Origin of the sequence: Methylomonas sp. TEB (genome assembly GCF_047777895.1) — a bacterium.
In the GTDB taxonomy this organism is placed as follows: Bacteria; Pseudomonadota; Gammaproteobacteria; order Methylococcales; family Methylomonadaceae; genus Methylomonas.
Genome location: NZ_CP180476.1, coordinates 1948969 through 1974423, shown reverse-complemented (window position 1 = coordinate 1974423; position 25455 = coordinate 1948969). Strand labels below are relative to the sequence as shown.

Genomic DNA, 25455 nt, shown 5'->3' with positions numbered 1-25455 from the left:
GGCTGTTTAAACAAGATACTTTTTAACAGGAGCAAACGATTTTCGATGCTGCGGGCTAATCCCAAGCTGTTGTAAAGCTGCTAAATGCTGCTGGGTAGGATAGCCTTTGTGGATAGCAAAAGCATAACCGGGATACAGCCTATCCAGCGTCTGCATTTCCTCATCGCGGGCGACTTTGGCTAGGATCGAGGCGGCGGAAATTTCCGCAACCAGCAAATCGCCTTGTACGATAGCTTCGCCCGGTATATCCACTACCGGTAGCCGATTGCCGTCCACCTTGACCGCATCCGGGCGATATTCGAGTTGTGATACCGCCCGTTGCATCGCCACCATCGTCGCTTGCAGAATGTTGATAGTATCAATTTCGCTAGCTTCAGCCCGGGCAACGGCCCAACACAAGGCATTGCTCTTGATCTGCTCGGCCAGCAGCTTGCGTTTCTTTTCGGTAAGTTTTTTGGAATCTGTTAAACCCGCGATGGGTCTGAGTGGATCGAGAATTACCGCAGCGGCGACCACCGGCCCGACTATGCAGCCGCGGCCAACTTCGTCGATACCGGCTATGCGTGGGGGGTTATCGGAGGATACCGCGTGTGACATTACGTAGAAAGCTGACCATATTGGAAAGTTCGTTACTTTCGCCGGCCATATCTTCCATTTCTTCGATGGCGTCTTCCAGACGCAGATTGTTTTTATAGAGGATCTTATAGGCTTTGCGAATCTGCCGAATCACTTCCGGCGGCACGCCGTTACGCTCCATACCCACCGAATTGATCCCGTGCGGGCGAGTGGGCCTGCCACCGACCATCACATATGGCGGAATGTCTTGAGTGATTGCGCTACCCATCGCCGAAAAACTGTATTCGCCGATTTTGGTAAATTGATGCACCAAGGTAAAACCGCCCAAAATAGCATGATCACCCAAATGCACATGCCCGGCAATCGAGGCGCCATTCGCCATGATCACATGATCGCCAATTTCGCAATCGTGCGCCACGTGGGTGTAAGCCATGAACAAATTATCGCTGCCGATCAACGTCAATCCTCGATCTTGCTGCGTGCCACGGTGCATCGTACAAAATTCGCGTATTACATTGCGGTCGCCGATTTCCAGACGGGTGATTTCATCGGCGTACTTTTTATCTTGCGGGTCTTCGCCTATCGAGGTGAATTGGTAGATCGTATTATCCTTGCCGATGGCGGTAGGACCTTTAATCACCACATGCGGCCCAATCTCGGTACCTGAATCTATCTGCACATCCGGGCCAATAACCGAGAACGGCCCGACTTTAACGTCGTCCGCCAATTCGGCATTGATATGCACAACCGCTCTGGGATCTATCATTTATGCCTCTGCGGCCACGGCCGCACACATGATTTGCGCACTCGCGGCAAGTTCACCATCTACTTCCGCACGGCAATCGAAGGACCAGAGGTGACGCTTGTGTTTGATGTAAGTCACTTCCAGACGCAATTGGTCACCGGGAACAACTTGCTTTTTGAAGCGGGCGTTATCGATGCCCGCCAAGTAATAAATCGTGCCTTTGCCCAATTGATCGTTGCTTTGCGACGTCAGTAGCGCAGTAGCTTGCGCTAGGGCTTCCATGATCAACACACCAGGCATGATAGGCTGACTCGGAAAATGGCCTTGAAAAAACGGCTCGTTAAAGGTCACGTTTTTCACAGCCAGCAAACGCACGCCCGGCTCGCAGTCAAGCACCCTGTCTACCAGCAAGAAAGGATAGCGATGTGGCAAGAGTTCCTGAATTTGTAAAATATCGAGTGTGCCGGCCATGAGTATTCTGTGCGAAATGAGGGGAAGCGGGAAGTTCGCTTAGACCAGGAACTCCCCAACTTAAGTGCTGCATGCTCCCTCAATCAGGAAGCATCGGGGAAAATCTTATTGCGACAAGTTTTCCAGTTTTTGCTGAACGCGGCTGGTAACATCAATTTGATCGTTGGCGTAAATAACACCGTCGGTCAGCAACAGATCAAAAGACTCTTCTTTGGCTAACGCTCTTACTGCTTCTACGATGCGTTTTTGCAGATTGCCCAACTCTTCGTTTCTACGCATGTTGAAATCTTCGCTGAACTCTTGTTGTGCACGAGCCGCGTCGCGTTTTTTGTCCAGAATGTCTTTTTCGATTCTATGACGCTCTTCTTCGCCCATTACCGCAGTGTCTCGGCCCAACTTTTCTTCCAGCGATTTAATCTCTTTTTGCTGAGAAACCAGCGCTTTGTCTCTTGGTGAAAATTCAGTTTCCAAGCGCGTTTTTGCTTTGGCGGCTTGTGGCGCTTTTTCCAAAACCTTCGCCACATTGACAAAACCGATTTTCAGCTCTGCGTGACTCACGCCAGCAAAAATCATCAGCATTAGAAACAAAGAAATTCTATTTTTCATGGTCAAAACCATCTCCGGTTAATTTTTTTGAGTTTAAGACAGAACGCAAAAGCGATTATAGGGCAAAACAGGCTCAAACTAAACTAAAATCCCGAGCCGAAGGTGAACTGGAAGGCTTGAGTTCTGTCGGTACTCTCCGAATTCAGGGGCTGGGCAACACTCACTGCCAAGGCCCCAAACGGCGACAACCATTCCCCAGACAAGCCCACCGAATAACGGAAATACTTGCGCAAATCGCCGGTACTAAGTCCGGGCGCCAGCGTGCCGGCGTCAACAAATGAGCCAATTCTCACCGATTTCATATCGCTTAAGAACGGCACAGGGAAAAACAGCTCGGCCTTGCCAATCAGCTTTGTGGAGCCCCCGATGGGTCGATTGTAGGTATTGGCGGTATTGATTTCGTTTTGGTCAATGACACCCAAGGTATTTTGCATAAAACCGCGAACGTCACCGGTACCACCGGCAAAATAGTTTTCAAAAAACGGCAAGCCGGAACTACCACCGTAGCTACCGCCATGCGCCACCTCACCTAACAAGCGGAAGGTAAAGTCGTTGGACAAGGGAAAATAATGCTGATGTTTATAGCCGACTTTGAAATATTCCAAATCACTACCGGGTACGGTTATCAATCCGGACAGTCTTTGCTGACCACCGCTATGAGCGAAGGTGGCTCTATCTAAGGTATCGTGAGTCCAACCGACGGAAGTTGACAGCGTATCAAAGCTTTTCGACCGGATTGCAGAAATGTCGTCGCCCTTTTTAAACCCTAGGAATTTTAGAATCGTGTCCGAAGACAAGGTGGTGTTTTCGATCTCGGTGCGCTTTAGATCAATATCAAAACCGATTCTGTCGAACTCGTTCAACGGGATACCAAAGTTGATACCGGCGTTTGTAATGGTTGTATTGTAAGCCGCCAAGTTAGCCGCGTAGGCATTTCGAGAGGTGTAACCCAGGTTGTAGCCCATCGCCACGCCATCCAGCGTGTAATAAGGATCTGAAAAGCCCAGGTTGTAACGTGTCAAAATACTACTGTTGTTGAACGCGAAATCCACCCGCTTACCGGTACCGAAGATATTGTCTTGCGACACGTTGGCGTTAAAGATAATTCCTTGCACCTGGGAGTAACCGACACCGGCCTGCAAGTTACCGGAGGCTTTCTCCTTGATCGTGTAATTAACGTCGATCTGATCGGCCGAACCGACCACAGGCGGCGTTTCCACACCCACTTCCTCAAAATAACCCAATCTATCCAGACGGGTCTTGGTCCGTTCAATCTTGCTGCTGGCCGCCCAACTGGACTCCATTTGCCGGGCTTCCCGGCGAATCACTTCGTCACGGGTCTTGGTGTTACCTTTGACGTTGATGCGCCGCACATACACACGCTTGCCAGGATCAACAAAAAAGGTCATCGCCACGGTCTTTTGCTGCTCGTTAATCTCCGGCACCATATTCACGTTGGCAAAGGTATAGCCTTCGTCACCCAGGCGATCCGAAATGGATTTGGAGGTTTCCGTGGCGTTTTTCCGGGAGAATATCTCACCCGGTCCGACTTTAACCAACTTGATCAACTCTTCAGGCGGCACGATCAATTCACCGGACAATTTGACCTTTTCCAAGGTGTACACGTCGCCTTCCCTGACGTTGATGGTGATGTAAATTTCCTTCTTATCGGCCGTAATATCAACCTGAGTGGATTCAATGGAGAAATTGATATAACCGCGATCAAGATAAAATGAACGCAGCTTTTCCAAATCAGCAGACAGCTTTTGTTTGGAATATTGGTCGTCTTTGGAATAAAAAGACAGGAAGTTGGTGGTGCTTAATTCAAACTCTTTCCGCAACACATCGTTAGCAAAGGATTTGCTGCCGACGATATTGATTTGCTTGATCTTGGCAACCCGGCCCTCGGAAATATCGATATGAATGCCGACCCGGTTGCGCGTCAATTCCGAAACTTCGGTTTTAATTTTCAGGCCGTATTTACCATGGCTGAAATATTGTCGGCGTAGCTCTTGTTCGACCTTGTCCAGGATTTGCTTGTTGTAAACCTTGCCTTCCGCCAAGCCGATTTTTTTCAAGGCTTCGGTTAAATCTTCCTTTTTAATGTCTTTGTTGCCTTCGATAACCACTTTCGCTACCGAAGGCCGCTCGACCACATTCACCACCAGCGTGCCGCCATCGCGTTCCAGCGATATATCCTTGAAAAATCCGGTATTGAATAAAGCCCTGATCGCCGCGGCTTGCTTGTCTTCGGAAAAGGTTTCGCCAACATTAACCGGCAAATAGTTGTAGACGGTACCGGCGGAAATTCTTTGTAAGCCCTTGACCTGAATATCCTCAACTACAAAGCTGCTTGCATGAGCGGCCTTGCCGGACAGCATACTCAGCAACAGTATTTGTAATAGTGGGTTTTTCTTCACGCAGTCAACCATGGAAAATGAACAGGCGCGATTGTAACACGCTGTTTTCGGATTCCCGCGCCTTCAATGGTAAATACTCGTAAATACTGGCCGAAAAATTGCTTTCTTATTCAGTTTCAATTGCAAGGAAAAACAATTCAAAAAAAATTACAAAAATCCAATGCAAGCTATTGAAATAAAATATTTTTGATCAAAACATCAAGTCAACCAAACGTATCGGCAATCAAGTTCCGATAAACGGCTCGCGTGTAATCCGCTTCCGCAGCGGCAACTTGGGCATCGGCTCGCGCACTTACTCCACCGGCGCCTTTCACCGGCGCAATCGCATCGGCTGCATCCAGTTTGTAAACACCGGCCACGGAGATACCGTGGTCAGGCGCGATCAGGCTATAGCAGGTATTCAGCCAATGTGCTTCGGGGACGGGGGTCTGATTAAGCAAGCTCGTCACCGCCAGCGCACACGCTTTAGCTTCGGAATTAGCGGCAAAAGCAGACTTAGGGATAGGCGCATAATGCGCAGCGTCGCCAATGACATGGATAAAGTCGTCAAATAACGATTGGCCGGTCAGCGGCCGAACCGGACACCAACCGGTGCTATCGGCCAAGCCCTGCTGCAAAGCGATATACGCAGCCGTTTGCGGCGGAATGATGTTCAACACGTCGCCCCGGAATCGGTCGCCGAATTCGCTAGTCAGCACCCTATTCGGCTTATCCAGTTCAAGTAAAGGATTATCTGCCAAGCTATGCCACTCGATCAGGCTATTGGCGGTGCCGTAACCGTAATGCTTGGTCCAGCCGGCTTCGAATAGAGCCTGTTTGGAAAAGCTGCGTTTGGCATCGAGGATGAGTATTTTCGAACGCGGTTTATGCTGTTTCAGCCAATACGCCATCATACTGGCCCGCTCGTAAGGGCCGGGCGGACATCGATAAGGATCGGCAGGCACCGCTAGCAACACTACCCCACCGTCCGGCATGGCTTGCAGTTGCCGCGCCAGCATTAAGGTCTGCGGACCGGCCTGCCAAGCATGCGGAAATTGCTCCGCGGCGGCCTGATCGTAACCAGCCATCGCATCCCAGCGAAAATCGATGCCAGGCGACATGATTAACCTGTCATAGCTCACACTCTGCCCGCCGGCCAATCGCAATCGCCGTTGCCCAGCATCTAAACTGCTGACGCGATCAATTAACAGTTTGATTCCATATTTGTCTTGCAAAGCCTGGTAATCGACCGTCAACTGGTCGAGGCCCGCCAAACCGGCAAACAGCCAATTACTGCCGGGGCAAGTGATATATTTGGCTTTAGGTTCGATCAGCGTGACTTGAATATTCTCATCCAGCAAGCGCAGATATTTCGCCGCCGTCGCACCGCCAAAGCCACCACCGACCACTACGACATGCGCTTTGGCACCCGAAAAGAACGGCAATCCGCCACAACCGCTAAGAACACCAGCCCCAACTCCGGCAAAGCCTTGTAAAAAACGTCTGCGGGATAATCCGGTCATTAATGGCGACTCAAATACTCGGCAACCGCCGCCAGCTCGGTGTCGCTGTAACCTTTAGCCAAACGCGGCATCAATGTGGCCGGCCTTTTGTCGTATTTAAAATCCAGCAAGGCCTGCTGGATCTGCTGAGCGGATAAATTTTTTAGCGAAGGGATTGAGCTTTGGGCATCTAAGTTTGAATCGGTGTGACAATTCCAGCAATTAAAGGCCATTGCTCTCGCATCGATTTCAGCATAAGCCATCGAGCTCAATGCGCTGGCAAGCAACGCCGCCGAAACATAGCCCATGCGCTTCATGCCGCTTAAGCAAGCAGTTTCTGCCGAAACACTTCGTACAACAATACGCCAGCAGCCACCGATACGTTCAGGCTTTCCACCTGTCCAGCCATAGGAATTTTCACCAGAAAATCGCAATGCTGACGGGTCAGATGGCGCATGCCAGTACCTTCCGTACCCATCACCACCGCCAAAGGCATATCGAGTTCCATCTGAAACACAGTTTGTTCAGCTTCGCCGGCCGCGCCCATGATCCAGATATTCTGCTCTTTCAACCAGCGCAGAACTCTGGCCAGATTGGTGACCTGATACACCGGCACCGTTTCCGCTGCACCGCTGGCTACTTTACAAACCGTCGGCGTGATACCGGCGGCATTGTCTTTAGTGACGATCACGCCATGCGCACCCACGGCATCCGCGGTACGCAGACAAGCGCCGAGATTGTGCGGATCTTGCACTTGATCCAGCACCAGATAAAACGGCGTCTGGGTTAGCGCTTCAACGTCTTGTTTGAGCTGGTCTTCGCTGCGCATCGCCGGCAACTCGACCGAGACGACGATGCCTTGGTGATTCTTGCCGTCGGCCATCTTTTCCAGCTTTTTACGCTCGGTTTTTTCCGGATTGATTCCCAGCTTGACGAGATCGTCTATCACTTGCTTCAGGCGCACATCCTGGCGTTGACTATCCACCCAGGCTCGGCGAATTTTCTGCGGTGAATAATCCAGCGCGGCTTGCACCGCGTGAATACCAAACAATTGGGTTAAATTCATGAGCGACGGCGTTTTTTGGCTTTTGGCTTACTTGAGGATTTTTTATCTTTATTCGACTTCGTCGCTTTAGCGCTGGCTTCGGCTTTTTTGCGGCCCGAAGAGGATTTGGTCTTAGCGATTTTTTTACCTGATTGTAGCAACTCAAAATCGATTTTCTTGTCGTCCAGATTAACCCGCACCACGCGAATTTTCACCATATCGCCCAAGCGGTAACGTACGCCGGTACGCTCGCCGTACAACTGATGTTTACTGGCGTCGAAGGCAAAATAATCCTGTACCAGGGAGGCGATATGCACCAAGCCTTCCACGTAAATCGATTGCAATTCAACGAAAAAGCCAAAACCAGTCACGGCGGAAATCACGCCGTCGAACTCTTCGCCGATCTTGTCCATCATGTATTCGCATTTCAGCCAGCTCACCACATCGCGGGTGGCGTCGTCGGCTCGGCGCTCGTTCGCCGAACAATGCTCACCCAACAACACCATGTCAGGATGCGTGTAATAAAAACTATCAACCGACTTACCGGCCAGACAATGCCTGATCGCCCTATGCACCAGCAAATCAGGATAGCGCCGGATCGGCGAAGTAAAGTGCGCATAGGCATCCAGCGCCAAGCCAAAATGGCCTTTGGTTTCCGGGCTGTAAACGGCTTGCGACATGGAGCGCAGCAAAATCGTCTGAATCAAATGCGCGTCGGGACGTTCCTTTACCGACTCCAGCAGATGCATGTAATCCAATGGCGTGGGTTGCGCCTTACCACCCAGAAATAAACCCAGTTCGCCTAGAAAGGTTTTCAGTGCCAGTAATTTTTCCGGGCCGGGGCCATCGTGGATCCGCAGCAGGCGCGGCATTTTTTTCTTGTTCAGAAACTTCGCCGCTGCCGTGTTGGCGGTAATCATAAATTCTTCGATCAGCTTATGGGCATCGTTGCGCTGCAAAGGCACGATTTCAGCGATTTTGCGCTCCGGCCCAAAGACGATTTTGGTCTCCTGGGTGTCGAAATCCATCGCCCCGCGCAACTCGCGCTGCTTACGCATCACCTTGTACAAGTCGTACAGAGTCTGTAAATGTGGCAGCAAAGCGGCGTATTTTTTTGCCAGCTTCTGATCGCCATCCACCAGCATTTTTGCTACGTCGGTATAGGTCAAACGCGCATGGGAGCGCATCACAGCTTCAAAAAACCGGGAACGCAGGACATTACCTTCTTCGTTGATCAGTAATTCGCAGACCATGCATAAACGATCCACTTCCGGGTTCAACGAACACAAACCGTTAGACAGTATCTCCGGCAGCATCGGAATGACTTTTTCCGGAAAATATACCGAGGTACTGCGGTTTTTGGCTTCGGCATCCAAGGCTGTATCGACTTTTACGTAATGCGAGACGTCGGCAATCGCCACCAACAACTTCCAGCCTTTTGGGGTTTTCTGCGCGTAGACGGCATCGTCGAAATCCCGGGCATCTTCGCCGTCTATGGTGACCAAGGGCAACTTGCGAATATCTTCCCTGCCCTGCTTGGCGGACTCGGGCACTTGCGGCGTGAGTACCTTGATTTCTTCCAGTAACTGGTCCGGCCACTGATTGGGCAAATCGTGAGAGCGAATCGCCATTTCGATTTCCATGCCAGGTGCCATATGCGCGCCCAGTACTTCGATGATGCGGCCCAAGGGCTGGCAATGCTGGCTAGGCTGCTGAATTATCTCTGCGACCACGATCTGGCCTTGTTTGGCATGGCCGACGTCTTCCTTGGCAATCAGTACTTCGTGAGCAATTTTTTTGTTATCCGGCACCACATAAGCCACGCGGCCCTCGGTAAAAAACCGACCGACCACTTGATGCGTATTACGTTCACTGATTTCAATCACTGCCGCTTCGCGGCGACCGCGTCTATCAATGCCGGCCACGCGCGCGATGACTCGGTCGTTGGGCATCAGCGGCTTCATTTCCCGTGGCGACAAAAACAGGTCTTCGCTACCGTCGTCGGGTTTCAAGAAACCGAAACCTTCCGGATGTCCCAAAACCCGTCCGGCGATTGTGTTACCCCCGGAACCCAGGCAATATTTTTGCCGGCTGTTAAAACTTAACTGGCCGTCGCGCTCCATGGCTCGCAGCCTGCGGCGCAGCGCCTCCAGGGCATCGGGCGTTTCCAGGGCAAATTGTTGGGCGATTTGTTGGCGGCGTAGCGGCTTGCCGGCTTCTTGAATAAGCTGGAGGATCAGCTCGCGACTGGGGATGGGATTCTCGTATTTTTCGGCCTCACGCTGGGCGTGCGGATCGACGAGGGCATTAAAATCAGATGTCTGATCGGTATTTGCTGTCATTGAGTCTGTTTGCTGGGTTCTGCCGCCTATTCCCTGTGGGAACCGGGCGGCAATCGTCTTTGTTATATAAAATCATAGCCTTTCTTCTTGTTCTGCGTGGGAACGACGTCGTCCAGAATACGCCGGCATTCGAACTGCCAATAGCCCAAGCCGATATTTCTACGGCCGTTCAAAATAATGGGAAAATTTTCATGCCCCATGAACATTCGCAATAAATCGCCGTCTTTCAAGCGAAAAGAATCCATGATGATAAAGCTCTTTTCGCCTTCATTATCTCTTATGCCATAGATCAAGGCTTTCTTGCGCTCCGCATCGGTATCCGCCTCAAGCGCCTGATAAGCCACCGGGAAAGCTTGCGCGGCGATGACCATCACCTCGAATATCAGCTTGGAATCCTGCTTGGGGAGCAGTATTTTGCAAACCACGCCGAGCGAACGTTGTTGCGGCATCGCGTCTATCTTACGAAAACTCACCAAGCTGCCGATAGACAACACGCCTTCCTTGTGGAAATTACAGGACAAGGCGCGTTCGGAGTCTGTCTCGGCCCGGATTTCCAGGCCGGTTTCCAAACCAGGCCTACCGGTTTCCAATAGATCATAGGTCGTTTCCAAACCAATAGCCACATATCTATCCAGCCTATCGGCAAAATAGACCGTCCCTTGCGGCTCCTTCCCTTGCCAGCGCTGCATCAGATAGTCGAACAGTTCCGCAGATAGCTTTTGATGATTATTCTTATCGACTTCCAGCGAACTAAAACGCGCCTCCTCCTTGCTGCACAATTTGTCCGCCTGTTTGATGACTTTACCCAACTTGGTCAGATTCAGGTACAGCATGGCCGAGTCCGACCGGCGATCTGTCTGTGTGCCGCCGAGCAAAAAAGCCGGCGGCAGGTCTTCGTCCATTAAAATCGCGCATTGCACGGCTTGTTCGGCTACCGGTTTGGTTTCGATTTGCAGAAAATCGCTGATTTTCTCGAGAAACTCATAAACCAGTTGAAACTCTTTCTGCATCAAGCCGGATGGATAAGCCAAACTTAACAGCAATATTTGTTTATAGCTGTCTTCGACTGACGACAGTTTGCTGAATATACCGCCCTGGTCGGCCACCTTGGAGCCCGCCTTATCCAGCTTCACGGCGAGTTTATACAACGAGTGCAAATCGATCCAGATCCAATCCGGCACCGGATAGCTCATCATGTAATGACTTATCACAATACGGCTCAAACCCCGGATAGTCCGCTGTATCGCCAACGCAGTGGATTTACCCTGCAACCAACCGATTTCGCGGCGGGTCAAATCCTTGACCACGCTCCAATAGCCGATGGTAAATTGTCTTTCGATTGCGCAGGCCAAGCCGAAGATTTTTTTTTCGCTTTCACCCTTTGGGAAACCGAACTTGATTAACCGCGAGCGCAAATAATCGTCGATCAAGTAAAAGCTGTCTCTGAGTAACTCCAACGCATGCAAGCGTTTCGCCGCCGGCATTTCCACCGAAATTAATTCACCTAACAACTCATAAAACAGCCGCGCCGCCAGACCGGGATTGGCCGTCGGCAGTTCCGCGATCCATTGCCGTAGCGCATCGTCGGTAAACGACGCCGACAATTGGGGATCATTTTTTTGCTGGGGTATGACCAGAAAAAACGAGTTTTTCACAGAGCATCCATTATTGATGAACGTGCTGCGAATCGCTCACTATTCAGGATAACATCCCAATAGGCGACAAAACCAACAGCGCGCTGTGTTGCTAAGCCCTCAACCATTGCCTAGAACAACCCTTCATCGTCTACCATCAAATTTTGCAAGGCATTCACATCCTTTCTGAGTTGCTTCCTTGCCAACAACTTGGTTTGCACGCGCTCAGGAAGCTCGGTAAAAATCAACACCTGATTGGCTACCAGTAAATCCACCAAGTCGTCTATGACCCTGACCATATCGTTATCGGTAGCTGACAAGGCTTCCCTTGCCTTATCACTTGGGACCTGCTGCAAGAATGCCACTACTTCCGGGTGGTCGACATCCAGCCACTCATCGCCGCTGTCGCACAGCTGCACAATTGCCCCCGTCTGATCTCGGACTACAAACGGCACGGGTCACCTACCATCGACATAATAAGCAAAATCCCAGACCTTATCGGTAAGCACCGGCAACGCAAAAACCGATCATCTAGGTGAGATAGTCAAAGCGCCCAAGGTCACGCCAATGTCTATACCGCGACCCTTGCCGGACAGCGCCAAAGAAATTTCGCCTCGGGTTAACAATTGCCCGTCTATCGACTTGGTGGCGCCGGCATGGCCTTCGAAGGCGACAAAGCTGCCGTAGATTTCATTCAGATTTCTAACTTCGGAAAACACCCCGGTCCCCTCGATTTCCGATTTACCGATGGTAAAACCTATGCTCTTGGACGCCAGTGCAACTTGCGCCCGCTGTCCGTTACTGCAGCTGATATTACCCAGGCCATCGTATTGCTTATAAACGAGTGACCAACCGCTCAACTTGTAAGTCATCGTGCAGGATGTTAGCGATTGCGCAGCCGCCGGAGACACGAAAAACAGTCCGCCTAGGCTTAGAGCCAACAGTGGAATAAATCGAAAAAACTGGGTTGACATTAGAATCTCCATTTTTATAAAACCTTAAATACAAATCGATGCGCCACTATCGCTGCGTAAACGCCATTATATTACAAACAGTGTAAGCTTCCGTTTACTGTGAAACGCTCAACGATAGCACCGATTTAATCCCATCGGCTGTTTCAGCCTGATTCAACTCGGTCGCCATCAGATACAGCCTATCTTTGCTAATCCCGCCGGGTTCGGCCAGATACTGCGCGATATGATTGGCTCTGGCAATCGCCAGATCGTTAAGACGCTGCGGATCGGGTGGAAAAATGCTTTCCAACTTCTGTTGCGCCAACGGGTAAAAGTCAGAGTCCGGATTAGCCTTGATCCGCGGCTTGCCCAATAAGGATCTGTCCATCTCCTGCGGGAAGACTTCGCCAAAAAACTTGGCCAACAAGCGCTTGTAGTCATCGTCGGATAATTCGATGTATTCGTGCCGAACTTTCTCACCTTTGTCGCGCAACTCGCCGGACTTCATTTTTTTCAATACATCCTTTACTGCTTCAAAGCGCATCGCAGGCCAATCCATGTTTTGGTAGGCAATACCTTTGATTTCCAGGGTCAACTCGGGTTTGCTGAGCAAGGCTTTATTAAGCTGATCCAGTTTGGCGGATTCTTCGACAGCCAATTCAGCGCTACCCGGTGCGAAAGCCACCGCGCTAAAATCCTTGTCATCATCGAGCAGCGAACCCAGCGCTTTGAACGGCGACATCGCCACTTTAGAGATCAGATTAACCAACACATCGGCCAGCAAGGAACCAATACTGAATTTCGGATCTTCCAGACTGCCGGTGATGGGAAAATCCAGATTAATTTTGCCGTCCGCATCTTTCAGCAAGGCAATCGCCAAATGCAAAGGCAAGGACACCGCATTCGGATTTTCCACATGCTCACCCAAGGTCAACTGATCGATGAGCAATTTATTCTGCACTGCCAACTGCGCCTGCTTGATGGTGTATCGCAAATCCAGGGCCATTTGGCCTTTCTCAATCCGGTAGCCGGCAAACTCAGCCATATAAGGCGTAATCAACGGCAAAGGCATGTTGGTAAAATTTAGGGCAATGTCCGAATCCCCCGTATCGAATTGATATTTGCCTTTGATACCGACCGAGGCCATCTCGTAAACCTTGCCTTTTAAAGCCAACTTGGCCTCGGCATCTTTGTCCGAGGAAAACCCGCTGACTTCGCCGTTGAGACTGTTCATCGCCGCTACGAACGGTAATATCAAGGAGTAGTCGGAGAAATCCGACTTACCCTCTTTCAGTTCGATTTTACCGATACTGACCCGCGGCTCGGTGGATTTGCCGGCCGCCGGTTTTGCAGGAGGTTTAGCTGCCGGAGCTGGTTTTGCGGGTGTTTGCGGCAGCATTAGATCGTCGATATTGGTTTTACCATCCTTTTTGATATTAAACCGCAGGTAAGGACGGTCAAACATTACCTTGGCGAATTTGAAATCCTGTTTCGCCAAATCGATATCTATTCCCGACACCTCGAGATTGGACCATTTCAAGAAATCCACGTTCTTGAGCTGATCCCGAGTCACCAAACCTTCTAAATTGGCGTCGCCCTGAAAAGTGAGTTGCAGCTGCTCAGCCACCGCTAATTGCAGATTGCCCTTACCACTGAAGTCGCCATCCACCAATTCCAGTTTTAAAAAGGGGTCCAGATAAGATTGGAACACTTTCAGATTAATATCGTGAATATCCAGCGCCCAAGTCCCCGCAAAAGGCTGCAAACTCATCTCGCCGTCCACTTTCAACCCGCCGGTATTATTGAACTTGCAGCTCAATTGCACCGGCAATTTACCACTGTCCTGGGTGCTAAATTTTTGCACCTTGCCACTCAACTCGCTCAGTTGCAGTTCCAGCGGCTTCGGCAGACTGAAATCGGTAAAATGAATGTTGTAGTTGTTCAGTGCTAACTCATCCACATTAACCAGCCACGGCTTGCTCTCCTCCGCAACTGCTGGTGGTACCGATGGTTGAGTGGTGGCTGGAGCTGCGGCATCTCCGGCAAACAAAGCCTGATAATTGACAACACCGTCCGCTTGCAACCATGCGCTAATCCCCGCATCGCTGCTGAATACCGCACCAATCTCAACTTGTTGCTGATTAACATCGACATTAATCCCGTTGACGGCCAAGGCCGGTATGCTGACTAAAGGCTTACCGTGATTGTTCTCGGTGATCTCCAGCTGTTTGATCTCGACATTGCCGTTGCTTAGCTTTGTGAGCATCCCATCCGCTGCTTGGGCAAGCGTGTAATCGACTTGCAAACCCAGCACGCCGTTGACGATTTCCACCGGCAGGATTTGTTGCAAAAATAATTGCCAGCTTCTGGCCAGACCTATTTTTTCCAACTGCAACTGACCCTTAGAAGCCAGCGGTGCAATCGAGAAATCGCCATGCCATTGGATAGTGCCGCCCGATTCCAAACCCACACTCAATTCGCCCGGCGCACTGCTTGCCGCCTGAGTGCTGAATTCGTTGAGTGATAGATTAAGCGGTAACAGGTTTTCCGATAGCACTTGACCGCTGGTAGCATCCTGCCAGCCTATTCGTCCTTCTGTGACCGCGATTTGATGAACCAACAGCGCCAAGCTTTCGCCATCACTGTCTGTTGTGTCAGGCTGCGACTCTGATTGCTTGGTTTTTATATCCGCAAAATTGAATACGCCGTCGGCGCGACGTTCGATATTGACTTGCGGATTATGCAAATCAATGACGTCTAAAACCACACCGCCCAGCTTTGCCGACTCGACGGTGTCCAAATCGACAAATAAACGCTCGAAACCCGCCAGATCTTTGCCGTCTTTCGCCGCCAGGGCAAAGCCTTCCAAGGTCAGTGTGAATTTGAAGGGGTTAAAGCGAATTGCCGAAAGCCGGGCTTGCTGTCCGGTTTCTTCCTGAATTAAAGCCGGCAGTTTTTTTAAGGCCAGGGCCGGCACCAGGTAAAACCCCAAGAAGGCGTAGATCGCCAAAAGCGCAATAAGCCCCAATCCTGCGATCAAGCCTTTTTTTCGATTCATTGTCACCACCACACGCTGGGAATTAGTGCAGCTTATTCAACAAATCGGCATCTATCCGGCATCCACCGAGATCCGGATAATCGGCCAGGTTTTGTTCGAAATCTCGAAAGGACGGATGTTGAAAAGCCAGGCGGGCAATCTTGCCTTGCACTAACTCAAACTCCAAAGCCCCGCCTTTTTCACGCGGACTGCCGGGTTTGGTGACAAACAGCATGATGCCGATATTCGCCAAAGGCTGGCCTTGATCTTGAGCCGGACGCGCACAAGTGTAAGTCTCGACATTGAGCCCGCTAAACACACTCGCCAGCTGAGCGGCGTTGATCAGCACGCCTTCGTCAGCAACCGTCGGCACTTGCAGTAGCGCTTCCAAACCAAAGTTGCCCAAATGGTTTTGCAGTAGCACCGTGCCGTTCCCGCCTTTTTCGGTATTTAATAAAGGGTATAGCTGCCGAGCGGCTTCGTCTTTGTTGGGATTTTGCAAAGCCGACAAAAATTGCCGCGCCGCCGATTGAATTGGGTTGATGACGCCTTCTTTTTTCTGCCGGGAGTTGGTCAGCGCCTCCCAATCCTGCTCGGTGTTAACCGCTAGCTTCATGCTCTTCATGACGGCGTAGTCTTCGCTCGCCAGACAGCCGGCGAAGTCCTTAGCCCGATATTGTTCCAGCAACTTGGGGCGGATTTCGTCGGTCATGGCCCGCTGCGCGGAGATATTAAAGTTTTTCCAATCCGGCGAGGTTTTGCTCAGGAAATAGTACAACACCGCATTGCGATCAAATTTATTGAAGCCCAAATCTTTCATCGCCAGCTTCAAGCGCCGGCATTGGCTTTCCACATCCGGGTAATTCTGCCAATCCGGTTGCAGATTGGGTTTCGCGGCCGGGTCGACTTGATCGATCAACTGCCGCAAACTGACTTCGCCATTGGCCGTTTGAATCGGTATCCGCCACAACTCATCAAGTGACAAATCATGCGCGTCGGGCGGCAGGTCACCCGAGGTTTTCAACAGTAATGAGGAGACAATTTCCGGGTATACCCGCAATTCGCCCAGCAGTTTGCTTTCGGAAGACCAAGCACTCAAGCCACCTTCAACCACCTCATAAACGCCAAGACGGATTTGATTGAAACTACTGCTGTCCCCCGCAAGTACCACACTGGCAGGCAAAGAATGCGTCTCGGAACTGTATTTACCGTTACCAGAAGTACCGGCTGCGGGAGTTTTGGCCACCACTTGCGGATTGCTCTCCACCCAGTTGCCGGCCAGCTTGCCCATCACCGCCATACCCGCGCCGACACCGGTGAATGCGAACAAACTGCTGGCGGCATTCACGTCGTTAATTAATTGGGAAAGATTGGCTTCGTGGCTGTTACTGGTCAGAAAGTTGTATTCGATCAGGGTGTCTTTGCTGGAATCGAGCCGTAACCAAGGGGTCAGATAAGATTTTTTGGTTTCCAGCTTGAAATTGCATTTGCCGGTTGTGGCTTGGTACAAAAAGCCGCTGGCTTCGCGCTTCAGTTTTAAGGCATCGTTATGCACACTGAATACTAGCGCCGCGGACAGGTCACCGTTTTCGTAATGACCACCGACATCGCTGCAACCGCCTTTCAGGGCGTTATCCCCTTTGAAATCAAAGTCGGAGACCAATTGTACATAGTAGTCGTCACCGCTCACCATAGATTGACCGCGTAGCGGCTTAATCGGTAAAGACTCGGTTTTGGGATAATCGACGGCAATTTGCCGGGTTGTGGCGCAACCGGCTAGGAAACCGCTGGTTAGCAATGCAGTAGTCAGGACTGAAAAACAACGTATCGACATTAAATATCCTATGGTGTCGCGAAACCCAGGCAGGCATGTGCCCGATGCAGTATCGTTTAAATGTAGAATCGAGTTCTTAGGCGCCGCTTAATCGTGATTCGATAAAATTTATCCTAAGGCATCTTGATGCCGCGGATAGACGCTATTCAAGCACTAATTCCATGCAAGTTAGCCGGGAATGATAAATTGAAGTGTGTTTTGTGGCTATTGTTTTGTTCGACGCGCCAATAGTGCTTAGAGCGCGTCCTGTTTGAAGCGATGGATTTGCCGGCGTTGTTTTTTGTTGGGTTTATGCTCGCGCTCCGACGGATGCAGCAAGGCTTGCTGCTGCTTGTGTAACTCGATTTGCTTAAGCCGCTTATCGATACTGGCTTGGTCTTCGCTGTAAAGCGCCACAGCCTCTTTAGCCGGACGGCGTTGATTATTCAAATCAGTCACCGTAAGCTCCCAAGTGTATTGGTCTTTGGTGACGCTAATCAAATCGCCGATTTTCACTTCCTTGCCCGGCTTGCAGCGCTGGCCGTTGACGTGCACTTTGCCACCGCTGACTGCATCACCGGCCAGACCGCGCGTCTTGAAAAAACGCGCGGCCCATAACCACTTATCGATGCGGACTTGGTTTAACTCACTCAACGCTTAAACCACTCTCCGTCCAGGCTTTAAAACCGCCCGCCATGCTAACCGCACCGCTATAACCCATTTGATTCAAGACCTGAGTAGCCAATGCCGAACGTCCGCCGGTCTGGCAATAAACCACTATGTCCGCATGTTGCCGACCTTGAAAATCCGGATGGGTATCGATCTTAAATTCCAACAAGCCACGAGGAATATTAACAGCCCCCGGCAAATGTCCGGCGGCGTACTCGGCTGGCTCGCGCACATCCAGCAATAAACTGCTCAAGCGCGCTTGCGCAGTCGCCACGTCGATTTCGGTAATCTGTTGTTTGGCGGCAGCCACCAGTTCTTGGGCAGTAAGGCTCATAAAAATTCTCCAGTCGGAAACGGAATTAAGCTTCCATATGTTTTTTCAATTCTTTCGGAATCGAGAAGACTACTTTTTCTTCTATACCTTTGTTTTCACGAACCTGGGTGGTTTCGCCGCCCCACTCTTTGAGTTGATTAATGACTTCCTGCACCAACACTTCAGGCGCGGACGCCCCAGCAGTCACGCCGACTACGTTGATGCCCTCCAGCCACTCTTGTTTCAAATCCTTGTAGGTATCGATCAAAAACGCCTGTTTACCCAGCTGTTCGGCGATTTCCCGCAAGCGGTTGGAGTTGGAGCTGTTCGGCGAACCCACCACTAAAATCAGATCCGAAATCTTTGCCAGATCGTGAACTGCGTCCTGGCGGTTTTGGGTAGCGTAGCAAATATCGTCTTTTTTCTGTTCTTTGATGGACGGAAACTGCTCACGCAATGCGTCGACCATTATTTTGGTGTCGGTCATGGACAATGTGGTCTGCGTGACGTAAGCCAAATTATCCGGATTATTCACTCTCAGGTTTTTCACATCATCCGGGGTTTCAACCAGATAAATATCGCCATGCTCGGTGCATTTGTCGTACTGTCCCATAGTGCCTTCAACCTCAGGATGACCGGCATGGCCGATCAGAATCACTTCTCTATCCTGTTTGGCATGTTTGGCTACTTGCATGTGCACTTTGGTAACCAACGGACAAGTCGCGTCGAACACGGTTAACTTGCGCTCTTCCGCTTCCTTTTGGACCTGCTTGGACACACCGTGAGCGCTAAAAATCAGGTACGACCCCACCGGCACGTCACTGAGTTCTTCGATAAAAATCGCGCCTTTTTCCTTCAAGCCATCGACTACCGTACGGTTATGCACCACTTCGTGCCGCACATAAATCGGTGCACCGAAGGTATCGATCGCTTGATCGACAATTTCAATAGCCCGGTCTACGCCGGCACAGAATCCACGAGGGTTTGCGAGTACGATTTGCATATTCTTGAGTATTTTACTTGGTTAAGACAAAACGATTTTAATCCAATTTTGTTTCCGAGACGATAATTCCGTCGCTATCGGCGTAAAGATAGTGATCTTTTTTGAAATTGACGCCGGCAAAAGTGATCATCGAATCCCGATGTCCATGTCCGTGCTTACTGCTGCAAAGCGGGTGAGTGTTCAGAGCCACCACACCAATCGGCATTTTGTTGATCGCTTCCGAACCGCGAATACTGCCGTAAACGACGATACCCTGCCAGCCATTTTCGACCGCCAAAGCAGTCAAAGTATCCCCCAACAAGGCGCAACGCTTTGAGCCGCCGCCGTCGATAACCAGCACCCGATCATTGACTTTTTCTTCCAGCACGGTCCGCACCAAAGTGTTGTCTTCGAACACTTTTAAAGTCGTGATTTGCCCGCTGAACTGGGTTTTACCGCCGAAATACCGGAACAATGGCTCGGCAATTTGAAAATTTTCTTGGGCGGAAAAACGATCACATAATGCGCTGGTAAGAAATGACATACAGCCTCCAAAGGCTAGTAATAACGCGCCAGCAGTCCGTACTGGCAATCAGCATCAGGCAGTGGAATTTTCACTTCATAACCGCCCCCAGACGCTTCCTGCATGGGCTGGCCGTATTTATCGACCATATTCTCCACAGTTATATCCCGATTCCCCTGCGGCAGGATTAACTCCAACTTGTCGCCCAGCGAAAACTTGTTTTTGACGCTAATGTCCGCCCAACCCGTTTCGGTGTCGTAATGGGTAATTTCGCCGCAAAATTGCTGCTGGTGACTTTTGGAATAACCGGATAGGTAGTTTTGATGTTCGTGGGTATGGTGGCGCTGATAAAAACCGTCTGTATAACCGCGATTCGCCAAGTTATCCAAAATCCCCAACAACTCGGGCTGAAACGGCCGGCCCGCCAATGCGTCGTCTATCGCTTGCCGATAAGTCTGCGCAGTGCGCGCTACGTAAAAATGCGATTTGGTACGGCCTTCGATCTTCAGGCTGTCGATACCGATTTCCACCAAGCGCTGCACGTGCTCAATCGCCCGCAAGTCTTTGGAATTCATGATGTACGTACCGTTTTCGTCTTCCATCACCGGCAACAATTCGCCTGGGCGGCCTTCTTCTTCAAGGAAATAGATATTGTCTGCCAAAGGATGCCGGTCGGCGCCACCGCAACTGGCGGTATTGAGCCCGGCATTCAAATCATTCATCGAAATGACCGTACTATCAGCCAGCAAATAATCGCCTTCCGCATTTTCCACAGCCGGCTTAGTATCGTATTTCCACCGGCAGGAATTGGTACAAGTACCTTGATTCGGATCGCGATGATTGAAGTAACCGGACAGCAAGCAGCGACCGGAATAGGCAATACACAACGCACCATGTACAAATACTTCGAGCTCCATATCTGGACATTGTTGGCGGATTTCGGCAATCTCATCCAGCGATAACTCCCGCGACAAAATCACCCGCTCCACACCCATGCTTTTCCAGAATCTGACACTGGCGTAATTCACCGTGTTAGCTTGTACCGACAAATGAATCGGCATCTCCGGCCATTGTTCCCGCGTCATCATGATCAAGCCAGGATCGGCCATGATCAACGCATCCGGCTGCATCGCAATGATCGGCGCCATGTCTTTCAAGAACGTTTTAATCTTGGCATTATGCGGAATGACATTGGCGGCCAGAAAGAATTTCTTACCCAACTGATGCGCTTCGGCTATGCCTTTGGCTAGGTTGTCGGCCATAAAATCGTTGTTGCGCACACGCAGGCTATAACGCGGCTGCCCGGCATAAACCGCATCAGCGCCAAACGCAAAGGCGTACCGCATATTACGAATGGTGCCGGCGGGGGAGAGGAGTTCGATGTGTTTCATGTCTGTACTAAAAAATGAGCTAACAGGCATTCTAGCAAATTATCAACGGCTCCAGGGTATCGGAAGCATTGACCAAAGAACCCGTAAATCTTGGCCGGAACGAACGCGGAACTACTTAACGGGGACAGTCGGTCTATTAAAAAACTGCGGCATCCGGGAAAGAACCTTACGTAAAATAAACATCGGCATTCGCACGGGCAGGTTATTCTTTCGGCAAGCGTAATAAGCTTCTATGTTTCCTTTGATAATGCCGATCAGACTATTATTGGAAATACCGCCGATCCGCATTTTTATCCAGATTTTGGGAATATAAACAGCCTTAACCTTATTCACGGCTAGAAATCGCATAGTCAACTCAAAGTCTGCTTGTCTGGAAAACTGTAAATCGAATCCGCCCAACTGCTCATAGAGGCGGCGACGCACAAAAAAAGTGGGATGCGCCGGCATCCAACCTTTTTCGAATAAACCGCTACGATAGTTACAAGAAGTCCAATATCGAACAATTTTTGAAGCATCGTACCTATCGACATACAACAAATCTGCGTAGCAGACGTCTACAGTAGGGTCAGAAAAAATGTCGGCGACTTGGGATAATATCGTGTCATCCGCATACACATCGTCGGCGTTCAGTGTACCTATGACATCACCGGACGCCAGAAAAATACCTTTATTCATCGCATCGTAAATACCGTGATCAGGTTCGGAAATAAACTTGGCCAGATGCTGACCGTATTTACACACCACATCGACGGTGCCATCGGTTGAGCCACCATCAATGACGATATGCTCGATGTTATTAAAATTCTGCCTCGATACTGACTGCAAATTATCGTGAATAAACTCAGCCGCATTATAAGATACGGTGACAATTGATATTTTCATTGACTTGAGATAAATACTTAAGAATCTTGAAACAATTAATAGCCGTCTCCACCTTTAGCAAAAAGAAATCATCGGTATGTTAATAAGGTGAACTTTATCAATCTTTAATAAAAACAATTACTCATAAGCCAGAACACTAATGCCTAATAAATTTGCCCAACCGTACCCAAACAAAAGCGCAACCACGTCTGAAGTCGCCAGTCAACACTCTTCCGATAAAAACCGACATAGCACCGTAAATTATTGCCAATCCTTTTGGCAGCTTAAAAATTGGCGCGACAAAACAATGAAAAGTCCAATGCTGAGAAAATCTGGCATTAAATCGTGAATAGGCAATACTCAAATCTTCAGTTCCCTGCAACCGCAACCTTAACACGTAGTATGGATAATAGCCTATCAGCATATCCGATTCGAGTTTATATTTAGTACCGACGGATAATCCACTATCAATATATTTATCAACAATAGCGCCAAACTTATCAACGAACACGTCGGAAAAGGAGTACCCGCCGCTATTATTACGCTTATAAGCCACCAAATAGCTGTCTACATATAGATTAACAGGCGCCTTTAAAGCAGCACTGTAAATTAAATCAATGTGTACCAGATTGGTTCCGCAGTAATCGTTAGCATCGACACCTTGCAAATAATCCTTGGATATTATATTCACGGAAATCAACGTCGAAAACTTACCTAACTTGACAATAAACTCGTTTGAGTTTGCAAATTCGTACAATTTCTCGCTACCGCCAGGGTATTCAGCCCTAAAGTCGAAGTCGTAACCATATGCTCGGACTGACACCACACCATAATTTTTACGCGCCAATAAACTTTCCAGATGTTTTAACGAGCCATCTATCAGTAAGTCATCATCGCCAAAAATTAAAACGTATTGCCCAGCCGCCTGATTAAAGCATTGTGCAATATTTAGATCAGGACCTATGTTCTCCGAGTTTCTTATATATCGTATCGGAAGTCCTTTGTTTAAAAACTCGTCGACGCAGTCTTTAGTATTATCGCTGGAACAGTTGTCGGATACTAAAATCTCTATTGGATAAGTTAATTCACCAAGCTGAGATACAATTTGTTCGATATTCTTAACTAAATAATTTGCCCTATTCCAAGTTGGAATGGCAATAGTTAGCAAGGGCCTATTCTCTTTATTCATATTTTTATTATATTATCGCGTGCCACTTTTTACGAAGCATTACCCACATCACCAGCGATGTCGGAAAACCGAACCCAACATTCACTAAAAACAACACCAGCACAATACCCGCCGAACCCAAACTTGGCGCCAGCCAAACCGAGCCACCAACGGTCAACAACGCTCCTGACAAGGACAACCAAAGAAAGGGCTCCTTACGGTGCGCCCTGAGATAGATAGCTAACAATCCGGAAATATGGGCAAACAAAATTGCACCGATGAGAACAAAAGTTTCCCAAAACGGTAAAAATCTTACGCCATACGCCGTGTAATCGGCCGCATAGCGAATCAAAACAAAAAACACCGCCCCCAGGACAAATACCGCAAGTGAACGTTTAAAACCCTTTTTGAATTCCTTGTCCAGTAAATCCCAATCCTGTTGACCGGCAGCTTTCGCTAACACGGGGATTCGGCTCGTCATCCAAGCTAAACTTAACAAACCCAACATGTTGCAAACGGTCATGGTGACACCCATTTGCCCTGCAACCACAGCATTCTGAGTTTGAAACAATAGCGGAGTATGCATCTGCGTTAAAAAATACCCGCAGAGCCAACTGATTCCCAAACGCCATTGCATCGGCCAAAGCTCTCGCCACCAACCGAAGTCTCCAGAAATTCCAAACAACGCTGACACCCATAGTTTCGGATAGCGAAATAGTGCCCATACCAAAGCAATCAAGGCAGCCGATGCGGGCATCATAGCGACCGCATAAAGACCGCCCCCCTGCATTAGGGTAAACCAAATGGCGATAGCGCCAACAATACCTTGCACCAAGCGCAGCGAATAGACCTCCACAACTTTACCGCTGCCTTCCACTATAGCCAAAACCGGTAATAAGGCCAAACCTACTGCGGTACTGACAACTAGAACCAACCAAGGTTGCTGCCAGGCTAAATCCGACTCCTGGGGCCGATGACTAAAGAAATACAAACCGCCCGGATAAACCAACAAAAACAGCAGTCCTGAAACACCATACCAACACAACGCTTTTTTAGTCAGAGCCAGATAGCGGCCGACATTTTTACCAACGACCGCCCCATGCGGCAACCAAGTCAATTCGGCAAATTCATGCGCCGCCTGCTGCACCAGTATGGTGGACAGACCCATATCCAATAACGCCTGCAAGCCGGCGAGACTGGCAAAGGTGTAGTAGTAGCCCTGTTCAGCAGGCGATAAATATCGTGCAATGCAAAACAGCGTAATCAGGCCAGCGCCAGCCTGCCAGCCGCGTTGCGCTAAAACTGCTAACGTTTTCTTATCGACCTGCATATAGTTTTGCCTCGGGTTCCCTGTATCCAATGAATGGATTGGCTAGTTATAAATTCAATTCGGCAAAAAAATCAAAGCCTGGATCGATCAATAGTTAAAGTTCTCTCGGGTAAATTAAAAAGCTTACGATAAAATCGCCGCAAGCCTCCTGCCAAACGGCCGGGCATTAAGCAATAGACCAGCAATACGATTAGGATGCGACCGCGCCAACCATCACCATATGCCAGCATAGACAACAAATAATTGAATTGATTTATACCTTGGGCCTTGTAATTTAAGGCTACTTTAACCAACCACAAACAGCCGTTCTTATTATTCCTGTCTCTTGTCATATACCGAGTAATTTCCCCAATAAATTTTATCCGGAGCTTTGTATCCGTTAAAAACCTACTGGTTCTAAACCAAGCAGCATACCATTCCAAATCACCGAAATAATATCCTGGGCCGGTATTTGGAGTATGTGTCATTAAGTTATTTTTGGTACTATAAACAAGGAGAGGTGTTTGTTGCACGGCAAGGATGGCGGGTACTAATTGAGGGTAAGCATCGCCAATATTCATGTAAGAATTTGGCAAATAAGCCGCCAAAATAGAACGCCTAGTTATTGTTGCGGAAATCATGCTAATACTAGCAAAGAATAACGATTCATTTTCAGCCAAATCCAGTGCACTGATAAGCTGACCTCTATGTTTATCCTCTACCAGCCAACCCAAACGAATAATATCGGCATCACTATTTTCCAGCGCATAAATTAAATCTATAACATATTCCAGGTGCCAGTCATCATCATCACCTATAATCCAGCAATATTTTGAATCAGTTATTTCCACCGCTCGCAAAATATTACCGTTACCGCCAATATTATATTTGTTACGATGATATTTCAGGTTAGGCCATTGCTCCTGATATGCAGCCACAACATCACCTGTCTCATCTGTCGATGCATTATCCAGAACATGCAGACGCATCTCTGTCAGACCGGCATCGAGAAAAGTTTGCAATGTTTCTTTTAAGCACGAGGCCCTATTATAGGTAATCAATACTGGCTCCAGTAGTTGATTATTCCATTGCCCAAAGTTGGTCATGCTTGCCTCA

The 25455-nt window shown here is 49.4% G+C and carries 23 protein-coding genes; all 23 read right to left on the bottom strand.

Annotation, left to right across the window (positions count from 1 at the left end; genetic code table 11):
* Positions 1-6: 6 nt before the first annotated feature.
* The gene (gene rnhB, locus ACMXD4_RS08875; protein WP_171695799.1) at positions 7-597 is read right to left on the bottom strand and encodes a ribonuclease HII; all 591 of its coding nucleotides are present in this window, start codon (positions 595-597) and stop codon (positions 7-9) included.
* Positions 572-1342, bottom strand: a complete 771-nt coding sequence (gene lpxA, locus ACMXD4_RS08870) for an acyl-ACP--UDP-N-acetylglucosamine O-acyltransferase (protein ID WP_033155209.1) — start codon at positions 1340-1342, stop codon at positions 572-574. Before lpxA ends, rnhB begins: the two co-directional genes overlap by 26 nt.
* Positions 1343-1792, bottom strand: a complete 450-nt coding sequence (gene fabZ / locus ACMXD4_RS08865) for a 3-hydroxyacyl-ACP dehydratase FabZ (protein WP_033155210.1) — start codon at positions 1790-1792, stop codon at positions 1343-1345.
* 105 nt (positions 1793-1897) lie between these two features.
* Complete coding sequence (locus ACMXD4_RS08860; RefSeq protein ID WP_020485707.1) at positions 1898-2398, bottom strand: OmpH family outer membrane protein; 501 nt, start codon at positions 2396-2398, stop codon at positions 1898-1900.
* Between the two features lie 83 nt (positions 2399-2481).
* The gene (gene bamA, locus ACMXD4_RS08855) at positions 2482-4818 is read right to left on the bottom strand and encodes an outer membrane protein assembly factor BamA (RefSeq protein ID WP_415880505.1); all 2337 of its coding nucleotides are present in this window, start codon (positions 4816-4818) and stop codon (positions 2482-2484) included.
* Positions 4819-5021: 203 nt separating this feature from the next.
* Complete coding sequence (locus ACMXD4_RS08850) at positions 5022-6320, bottom strand: FCSD flavin-binding domain-containing protein (RefSeq protein ID WP_415880504.1); 1299 nt, start codon at positions 6318-6320, stop codon at positions 5022-5024.
* Positions 6320-6616 (bottom strand): c-type cytochrome, encoded by a 297-nt coding sequence (locus tag ACMXD4_RS08845; RefSeq protein WP_051669598.1) that lies wholly within the window; start codon positions 6614-6616, stop codon positions 6320-6322. Before ACMXD4_RS08845 ends, ACMXD4_RS08850 begins: the two co-directional genes overlap by 1 nt.
* Before the next feature lie 5 nt (positions 6617-6621).
* Positions 6622-7365 carry a 23S rRNA (guanosine(2251)-2'-O)-methyltransferase RlmB gene (gene rlmB / locus ACMXD4_RS08840; RefSeq protein ID WP_171695800.1) on the bottom strand — a complete coding sequence of 248 codons (744 nt, stop codon included), beginning with the start codon at positions 7363-7365 and terminating at the stop codon, positions 6622-6624.
* Positions 7362-9686, bottom strand: coding sequence for a ribonuclease R (gene rnr / locus ACMXD4_RS08835; protein ID WP_171695801.1), 2325 nt, complete (start codon positions 9684-9686; stop codon positions 7362-7364). The genes rlmB and rnr overlap by 4 nt, the downstream gene beginning before the upstream one ends.
* 62 nt (positions 9687-9748) lie before the next feature.
* Entirely contained in the window at positions 9749-11341 is a 1593-nt protein-coding gene (locus ACMXD4_RS08830) for a hypothetical protein (RefSeq protein WP_171695802.1), read from the bottom strand.
* A 110-nt stretch (positions 11342-11451) separates the two neighbouring features.
* Positions 11452-11739, bottom strand: coding sequence for a hypothetical protein (locus ACMXD4_RS08825; RefSeq protein WP_216614735.1), 288 nt, complete (start codon positions 11737-11739; stop codon positions 11452-11454).
* Between the two features lie 108 nt (positions 11740-11847).
* Complete coding sequence (locus ACMXD4_RS08820; protein WP_026604268.1) at positions 11848-12294, bottom strand: hypothetical protein; 447 nt, start codon at positions 12292-12294, stop codon at positions 11848-11850.
* 94 nt (positions 12295-12388) lie between these two features.
* The gene (locus ACMXD4_RS08815) at positions 12389-15331 is read right to left on the bottom strand and encodes a DUF748 domain-containing protein (RefSeq protein WP_415880503.1); all 2943 of its coding nucleotides are present in this window, start codon (positions 15329-15331) and stop codon (positions 12389-12391) included.
* A 22-nt stretch (positions 15332-15353) separates the two neighbouring features.
* Positions 15354-17144: a hypothetical protein gene (locus ACMXD4_RS08810; protein WP_415880502.1), complete on the bottom strand. Its 1791-nt coding sequence runs from the start codon at positions 17142-17144 to the stop codon at positions 15354-15356.
* Positions 17145-17378: 234 nt separating this feature from the next.
* The gene (locus ACMXD4_RS08805) at positions 17379-17777 is read right to left on the bottom strand and encodes an RNA-binding S4 domain-containing protein (protein WP_033155219.1); all 399 of its coding nucleotides are present in this window, start codon (positions 17775-17777) and stop codon (positions 17379-17381) included.
* Positions 17770-18126: a rhodanese-like domain-containing protein gene (locus ACMXD4_RS08800; RefSeq protein WP_033155220.1), complete on the bottom strand. Its 357-nt coding sequence runs from the start codon at positions 18124-18126 to the stop codon at positions 17770-17772. The genes ACMXD4_RS08805 and ACMXD4_RS08800 overlap by 8 nt, the downstream gene beginning before the upstream one ends.
* 25 nt (positions 18127-18151) lie before the next feature.
* Positions 18152-19108, bottom strand: coding sequence for a 4-hydroxy-3-methylbut-2-enyl diphosphate reductase (gene ispH, locus ACMXD4_RS08795; RefSeq protein WP_033155221.1), 957 nt, complete (start codon positions 19106-19108; stop codon positions 18152-18154).
* 37 nt (positions 19109-19145) lie between these two features.
* Positions 19146-19631 carry a ribonuclease E activity regulator RraA gene (rraA, locus tag ACMXD4_RS08790; protein ID WP_171695808.1) on the bottom strand — a complete coding sequence of 162 codons (486 nt, stop codon included), beginning with the start codon at positions 19629-19631 and terminating at the stop codon, positions 19146-19148.
* A 14-nt stretch (positions 19632-19645) separates the two neighbouring features.
* Positions 19646-21001: a tRNA 5-hydroxyuridine modification protein YegQ gene (yegQ, locus tag ACMXD4_RS08785; protein ID WP_171695809.1), complete on the bottom strand. Its 1356-nt coding sequence runs from the start codon at positions 20999-21001 to the stop codon at positions 19646-19648.
* A gap of 111 nt (positions 21002-21112) precedes the next feature.
* A complete protein-coding gene (locus tag ACMXD4_RS08780) occupies positions 21113-21883 on the bottom strand; it encodes a glycosyltransferase family 2 protein (RefSeq protein ID WP_171695810.1) in 771 nt (256 codons plus the stop codon).
* A 136-nt stretch (positions 21884-22019) separates the two neighbouring features.
* A complete protein-coding gene (locus tag ACMXD4_RS08775; protein ID WP_171695811.1) occupies positions 22020-23051 on the bottom strand; it encodes a glycosyltransferase family 2 protein in 1032 nt (343 codons plus the stop codon).
* Between the two features lie 7 nt (positions 23052-23058).
* The gene (locus tag ACMXD4_RS08770; protein ID WP_033155226.1) at positions 23059-24360 is read right to left on the bottom strand and encodes a lipopolysaccharide biosynthesis protein; all 1302 of its coding nucleotides are present in this window, start codon (positions 24358-24360) and stop codon (positions 23059-23061) included.
* Positions 24361-24431: 71 nt separating this feature from the next.
* On the bottom strand, positions 24432-25445 hold the full coding sequence (locus tag ACMXD4_RS08765; protein ID WP_171695812.1) for a glycosyltransferase family 2 protein: 1014 nt from the start codon (positions 25443-25445) through the stop codon (positions 24432-24434).
* Positions 25446-25455 lie beyond the last annotated feature (10 nt).

What these genes read in the sequence shown, in the direction of transcription:
- rnhB (WP_171695799.1), bottom strand. Translation starts at nt 597, where the DNA reads ATGTCACACGCGGTATCCTCCGATAACCCCCCACGCATAGCCGGTATC.
- lpxA (WP_033155209.1), bottom strand. Translation starts at nt 1,342, where the DNA reads ATGATAGATCCCAGAGCGGTTGTGCATATCAATGCCGAATTGGCGGAC.
- fabZ (WP_033155210.1), bottom strand. Translation starts at nt 1,792, where the DNA reads ATGGCCGGCACACTCGATATTTTACAAATTCAGGAACTCTTGCCACAT.
- ACMXD4_RS08860 (WP_020485707.1), bottom strand. Translation starts at nt 2,398, where the DNA reads ATGAAAAATAGAATTTCTTTGTTTCTAATGCTGATGATTTTTGCTGGC.
- ACMXD4_RS08850 (WP_415880504.1), bottom strand. Translation starts at nt 6,320, where the DNA reads ATGACCGGATTATCCCGCAGACGTTTTTTACAAGGCTTTGCCGGAGTT.
- ACMXD4_RS08845 (WP_051669598.1), bottom strand. Translation starts at nt 6,616, where the DNA reads ATGAAGCGCATGGGCTATGTTTCGGCGGCGTTGCTTGCCAGCGCATTG.
- rlmB (WP_171695800.1), bottom strand. Translation starts at nt 7,365, where the DNA reads ATGAATTTAACCCAATTGTTTGGTATTCACGCGGTGCAAGCCGCGCTG.
- rnr (WP_171695801.1), bottom strand. Translation starts at nt 9,686, where the DNA reads ATGACAGCAAATACCGATCAGACATCTGATTTTAATGCCCTCGTCGAT.
- ACMXD4_RS08820 (WP_026604268.1), bottom strand. Translation starts at nt 12,294, where the DNA reads ATGTCAACCCAGTTTTTTCGATTTATTCCACTGTTGGCTCTAAGCCTA.
- ACMXD4_RS08815 (WP_415880503.1), bottom strand. Translation starts at nt 15,331, where the DNA reads ATGAATCGAAAAAAAGGCTTGATCGCAGGATTGGGGCTTATTGCGCTT.
- ACMXD4_RS08810 (WP_415880502.1), bottom strand. Translation starts at nt 17,144, where the DNA reads ATGTCGATACGTTGTTTTTCAGTCCTGACTACTGCATTGCTAACCAGC.
- ACMXD4_RS08800 (WP_033155220.1), bottom strand. Translation starts at nt 18,126, where the DNA reads ATGAGCCTTACTGCCCAAGAACTGGTGGCTGCCGCCAAACAACAGATT.
- ispH (WP_033155221.1), bottom strand. Translation starts at nt 19,108, where the DNA reads ATGCAAATCGTACTCGCAAACCCTCGTGGATTCTGTGCCGGCGTAGAC.
- rraA (WP_171695808.1), bottom strand. Translation starts at nt 19,631, where the DNA reads ATGTCATTTCTTACCAGCGCATTATGTGATCGTTTTTCCGCCCAAGAA.
- yegQ (WP_171695809.1), bottom strand. Translation starts at nt 21,001, where the DNA reads ATGAAACACATCGAACTCCTCTCCCCCGCCGGCACCATTCGTAATATG.
- ACMXD4_RS08780 (WP_171695810.1), bottom strand. Translation starts at nt 21,883, where the DNA reads ATGAAAATATCAATTGTCACCGTATCTTATAATGCGGCTGAGTTTATT.
- ACMXD4_RS08775 (WP_171695811.1), bottom strand. Translation starts at nt 23,051, where the DNA reads ATGAATAAAGAGAATAGGCCCTTGCTAACTATTGCCATTCCAACTTGG.
- ACMXD4_RS08770 (WP_033155226.1), bottom strand. Translation starts at nt 24,360, where the DNA reads ATGCAGGTCGATAAGAAAACGTTAGCAGTTTTAGCGCAACGCGGCTGG.
- ACMXD4_RS08765 (WP_171695812.1), bottom strand. Translation starts at nt 25,445, where the DNA reads ATGACCAACTTTGGGCAATGGAATAATCAACTACTGGAGCCAGTATTG.